At 74.2% G+C, this 3,887-nt stretch carries 5 protein-coding genes; 2 read left to right on the plus strand and 3 right to left on the minus strand.

What is annotated here, in order from left to right; genetic code table 11:
* The coding region (locus ND748_RS27430; RefSeq protein ID WP_251749103.1) for an AMP-binding protein at nucleotides 1–845 on the minus strand (845 nt) is incomplete at its 3' end.
* Between the two features lie 39 nt (nucleotides 846–884).
* Between ND748_RS27430 and ND748_RS27435 the strand changes: the two genes are divergently transcribed.
* Nucleotides 885–1,532 carry a cysteine hydrolase gene (locus tag ND748_RS27435; protein WP_374216052.1) on the plus strand — a complete coding sequence of 216 codons (648 nt, stop codon included), beginning with the start codon at nucleotides 885–887 and terminating at the stop codon, nucleotides 1,530–1,532.
* A 176-nt stretch (nucleotides 1,533–1,708) separates the two neighbouring features.
* A complete protein-coding gene (locus ND748_RS27440) occupies nucleotides 1,709–2,704 on the plus strand; it encodes a VOC family protein (RefSeq protein WP_251749105.1) in 996 nt (331 codons plus the stop codon).
* A gap of 57 nt (nucleotides 2,705–2,761) precedes the next feature.
* Here ND748_RS27440 and ND748_RS27445 read toward each other — a convergent pair whose 3' ends face one another.
* Nucleotides 2,762–3,388 carry a TetR/AcrR family transcriptional regulator gene (locus tag ND748_RS27445; RefSeq protein WP_251749106.1) on the minus strand — a complete coding sequence of 209 codons (627 nt, stop codon included), beginning with the start codon at nucleotides 3,386–3,388 and terminating at the stop codon, nucleotides 2,762–2,764.
* A 79-nt stretch (nucleotides 3,389–3,467) separates the two neighbouring features.
* On the minus strand, nucleotides 3,468–3,887 hold a 420-nt coding region (locus ND748_RS27450; RefSeq protein ID WP_285902791.1), incomplete at its 5' end, for an acyl-CoA dehydrogenase family protein.

Genomic DNA, 3,887 nt, shown 5'->3' on the forward strand with positions numbered 1-3,887 from the left:
GCCCCGGCCTCGGTCAGCACCGCCTGCAGCATGCTCGGCGCCAGGTGCAGCACCGTGATGGCGGCCGCGGGCACCGTGGCCAGCAGCGCCGCCGGCTCGAACTGCCGGTGCAGCACCGCGGTGCCGCCGCGGGCGTGCAGGCCGAAGGCCATCGCCATCGCGCCGATGTGGAACAGCGGCATCACCAGCAGGATCCGGTCGTCGCTGCCGGTGCGCATCTCGACGTTCATCGTCTGGCCGACGCGGAACATCTCCCGCTGGCCCATGATGCAGCCCTTCGGCCGGCCGGTGGTGCCGCTGGTGTAGATCAGGCAGGCGATGTCGTCGGGCCGGGCGGCGAACGGCAGCTCGTCGCCGAGCGCGGCGTCGCGGAACTCCGCCAGGCCCACGACCTCGCCGCCCCGGTCGTTGACGCCCGGGTCGCTCACGCCCGGGTCGTCGAGGCAGACGACGAGTTCGAGGCCGAGCTCCGCGCGCAGGGTGGCCACGATCGGCAGGAACTCGGCGTCGACGAAGATCGCCCGTGGCCGCGCGTCGGCGAGGATGCGGGCGATCTCGGGCGCCGCGAGGCGGAAGTTGACGGTCGCGATGACGAGGCCGCTGAGCTGACCGGCGGCCAGTACCTCGCCGAAGGCGATGCTGTTGCGACCGAGCAGGGCCACCCGGTCCTGGCGGCGCAGGCCGGCTCGGGCGAGGGCGGCCGTGATGGCCGTCGCGCGACGCAGCAGCTCACGGTGGGTGATGCTGCGCCCCTCGGACAGGTAGGCGGGGACGTCGCCGAACCGCTCCGCGTTGCGGCGCAGGATGTCGGCGAGGCAGGGATCCGGGATGTGTTTCGTCGGCACGGGCTACTCCATCGAAGCTCCGAGCGTTAATGTTTGACGATGATGTCAAACAACGCCATCCCGGGCAAGCGCCCCCCGCGGCCGATCGACCCCCGGACCAGCGCGGTCGTCCTGGTGGAGTGCCAGAACGGGGTGCTCGGCCCGGACTCCATGCTGCCCTCGCTCGCGGCCGACTCGGCCGCCATCCGCGACGGCCTGCGCCGGCTGGTCACCGCCGCGCGGTCCGCCGGGGTGCTCGTCGTGCACGCCACGTTCGAGGGCTGGCTGGGTTCCACCGACCCCGGGCCGGCGCCGCTGTGGAAGGCCGCCGCCCAGGGCAGCAAGGACTGGGGCCCCGGCCATCCGGCGACCCAGGTCGTGCCCGACCTGCTCGACCCCACCGACCTGATCATCCCGCGCCACCATGGCCTGTCGCCGACCTGGGGCACCGAGCTGCTGCCGATCCTGCGCGGGCACCGGGTGGACACGGTCGTCATCGCCGGGGTCTCGCTCAACGTCGCGATCCCGCTCGGGGTGGGGGAGGCCGTCCACGAGGGTTTCCGCGTCATCGTCCCGCGTGACGCCGCCGCCTCGACCCCGGCCGAGTACGGCCAGCACATCCTGGCGAACACGATCGCCATGCTCGCCCGCGTCACCACCGTCGACGACCTCGCCGCCTCCTGGGCCGCCGCCACCGCCGCTGTCTGAAGCCGGTTGGCGGAAGTGTCAACTTTGGCTAGGGTCAGGCGGAGCCCGATGGCCGTGGTGCCGGGCCTGTGACGGTCCGCCGAGCGTCCTCGCGTACCCGTACAGAACGTGACCGCAGTACCGGACCGGCCGTGGTCCCCGCGGCCGATCCGGCACCCCTTCCCGGGAGGCGCCCCATGACCACCAGCACCGAGCCGACGGCGAGCGGCGTCCCGGCGGCATCGCCGTCCGGCCGCCCGGCCCACTCCGACCGCCCGGCCCACCATGCCCACGCCGTGCTGCACTGCAACATCAACACCGTCGACGTCGACCGCGCCGCCGCGTTCCACCTGTCGCTGTTCGGCGGCGAGCCGCGGATGCGTTCGATCAGCACCGACGGCGACACCGCCACCATGGGCCTGGGCACCGGCACCGCCAGCGTCACCACCTTCCTCTACGACCTGCGCGGCCCGCGTTCGGCCCCGGCCGTCGAGCTGGTCGGCTGGACCAGGCCGGCCACCCCGCCCGCCACCGCAGACCAGCGGCCCACCGGGTTCACGGCGCTGGGTTACCGGGTCGAGTCCCTGCGGATAGTCACCGCGCGGCTGGAGGCCACCGGCATCGCGTTCACGCCGGTGCCCGAGGGCCTGGCGGTCCGCGGCGCCGTCCGCCCGGCGCTGCGGCTGACCGACCTCGACGGTGCCCTCATCGAGGTCGTCGAGATCCCCGCCGCGCCCGGCGACCCGCGCCGGCTGCCGCTGCTGTCGCACGAGCGGATGCGCTGCACCGACCTCGAGCGCACCATCGCCTGGTACACCGGGATCGGCTGGACGGTGCGCGACCGCGGCGAGAGCCCGACCGGACCCACCGTGTCGCTGGTCCTGCCCGAGGACCCGACGTTCTCCCTCGAGTTCGTCCAGCAGCCCGCGCCCGCCGGAGCCACGGCGACGCCGCCGGCCAACGTCCAGGGCCTGTACCGGATCGCGCTCGCGGTCGAGGACGTCCGCGAGGCGCACGCCTCGCTCGTCGCCGACGGCGCGCTCGGTGACGTCGACGACCCGGTGGTCATGCCGATGCCGGACACGCCGACCGGTGGCTTCACGGTGCTGTTCCTGCACGACCCGGACGGTGCCGTCGTCGAGTTCGTCGACCGTCCCCGCTCGGCGGTGCGCCGCCCCACCGAGCCCGCCTGAACCCCGGCGAGCAGTCCACCCCGGCTCGGCCGGGGTGGCTCAGCCGGCGTGAGTGGCTCAGCCGGCGTGGATGGTGGCGACGAGCAGGGCCGAGGCCTCGGCGATGATGTCGGCCTCGTCCATCCGGATCTCGGTGGCCCGGATCTTGTACCAGCAGCGGTCGAGCATCGAGAGCACGACCAGGCCGACGGCCTCCGGCGAGCCGGCGGGCTCGCGCTGGCGGGCGTGCAGCAGCTCGCCGAGCTTGCGGGCGACACGGATCTGCGTGCGGTGGGAGTCGTTGCGGAAAGCCGCGTCCGTCGGCGCGGACAGCATCGCGGCCAGCGCGAAAGCGCCGTGCAGGTCGAGGTGGGTGAAGTAGAGCCGGACCCACTCCTCGACGGCGGCGGCGGGCCAGTCGCCGGGCACCGCGGTGAGCCGGGCGACGACGGCGAGGCTGGACTGGTATCCGGCCCGGCCGAGCTCGGCGAAGATCTCCCGCTTGTCCCGGAAGTAGGTGTAGAACCCGGCGCGCGAGATGCCGCACGCCTCGGTGATGTCGGCGACGCTGGTGCCGGCGTAACCGTGGCGCAGGAACAGCCCGCGGGCGGTGTCGACGATGACCTGCCGGGTGCGCGCGGCGCGCGGGCCCAGGTCCGCCGCCGAGGCGGGGGCGCGTTGTCGGGGAGTGTCGGACGGTTGCATGAGATCATCTCGGCGCGTCGACCCTGCCGCCGTGGCGGGGCGCCCCGCGCGGGGCGAGCGCCGGCCACGGCGGCGATGATCAGATCGCGACGACCGGTTCGAGCTCGGCGCCGGCGAGCAGCTCGGTGCCGAGCTGTTCGGCCAGGGTGCGGTGGTCGCCGAGCAGCAGGTCGAGCGCGGCGGTCCGGGCGACGAAGCGGTGCAGCTCGCTTTCCAGCGTCAGCCCCATCGCGCCGCAGACCTGCACGGCATGGCGCATGACCTCGGCCTGGGCGAGCCCGGCCCGCAGCTTGACCAGCCGCGCCGCCCAGGCGCCGCCGTCCGCGTGCCCCGCGTTGCCCCAGGCCACGGTCAGCTCCGAACGCAGCGACTCGACCGCCACGTGCGCCTCGGCGAGCCGGTGGCGCACGGCCTGGAAGGTCGCGATGGACCGGCCGTACTGGACCCGGGCCGCGGTGTGCGCGACCGCGATGGCGAGCGCCGCCTCGCACCCACCGAG

The organism is Frankia sp. AiPs1 (assembly GCF_023716945.1).
Taxonomy (GTDB): Bacteria; Actinomycetota; Actinomycetes; order Frankiales; family Frankiaceae; genus Frankia.

Bases quoted from the DNA above. Each gene is read 5' to 3' on its own strand.
- ND748_RS27435 (WP_374216052.1), top strand. From the start codon at position 885: ATGATGTCAAACAACGCCATCCCGGGCAAGCGCCCCCCGCGGCCGATC.
- ND748_RS27440 (WP_251749105.1), top strand. From the start codon at position 1,709: ATGACCACCAGCACCGAGCCGACGGCGAGCGGCGTCCCGGCGGCATCG.
- ND748_RS27445 (WP_251749106.1), bottom strand. From the start codon at position 3,388: ATGCAACCGTCCGACACTCCCCGACAACGCGCCCCCGCCTCGGCGGCG.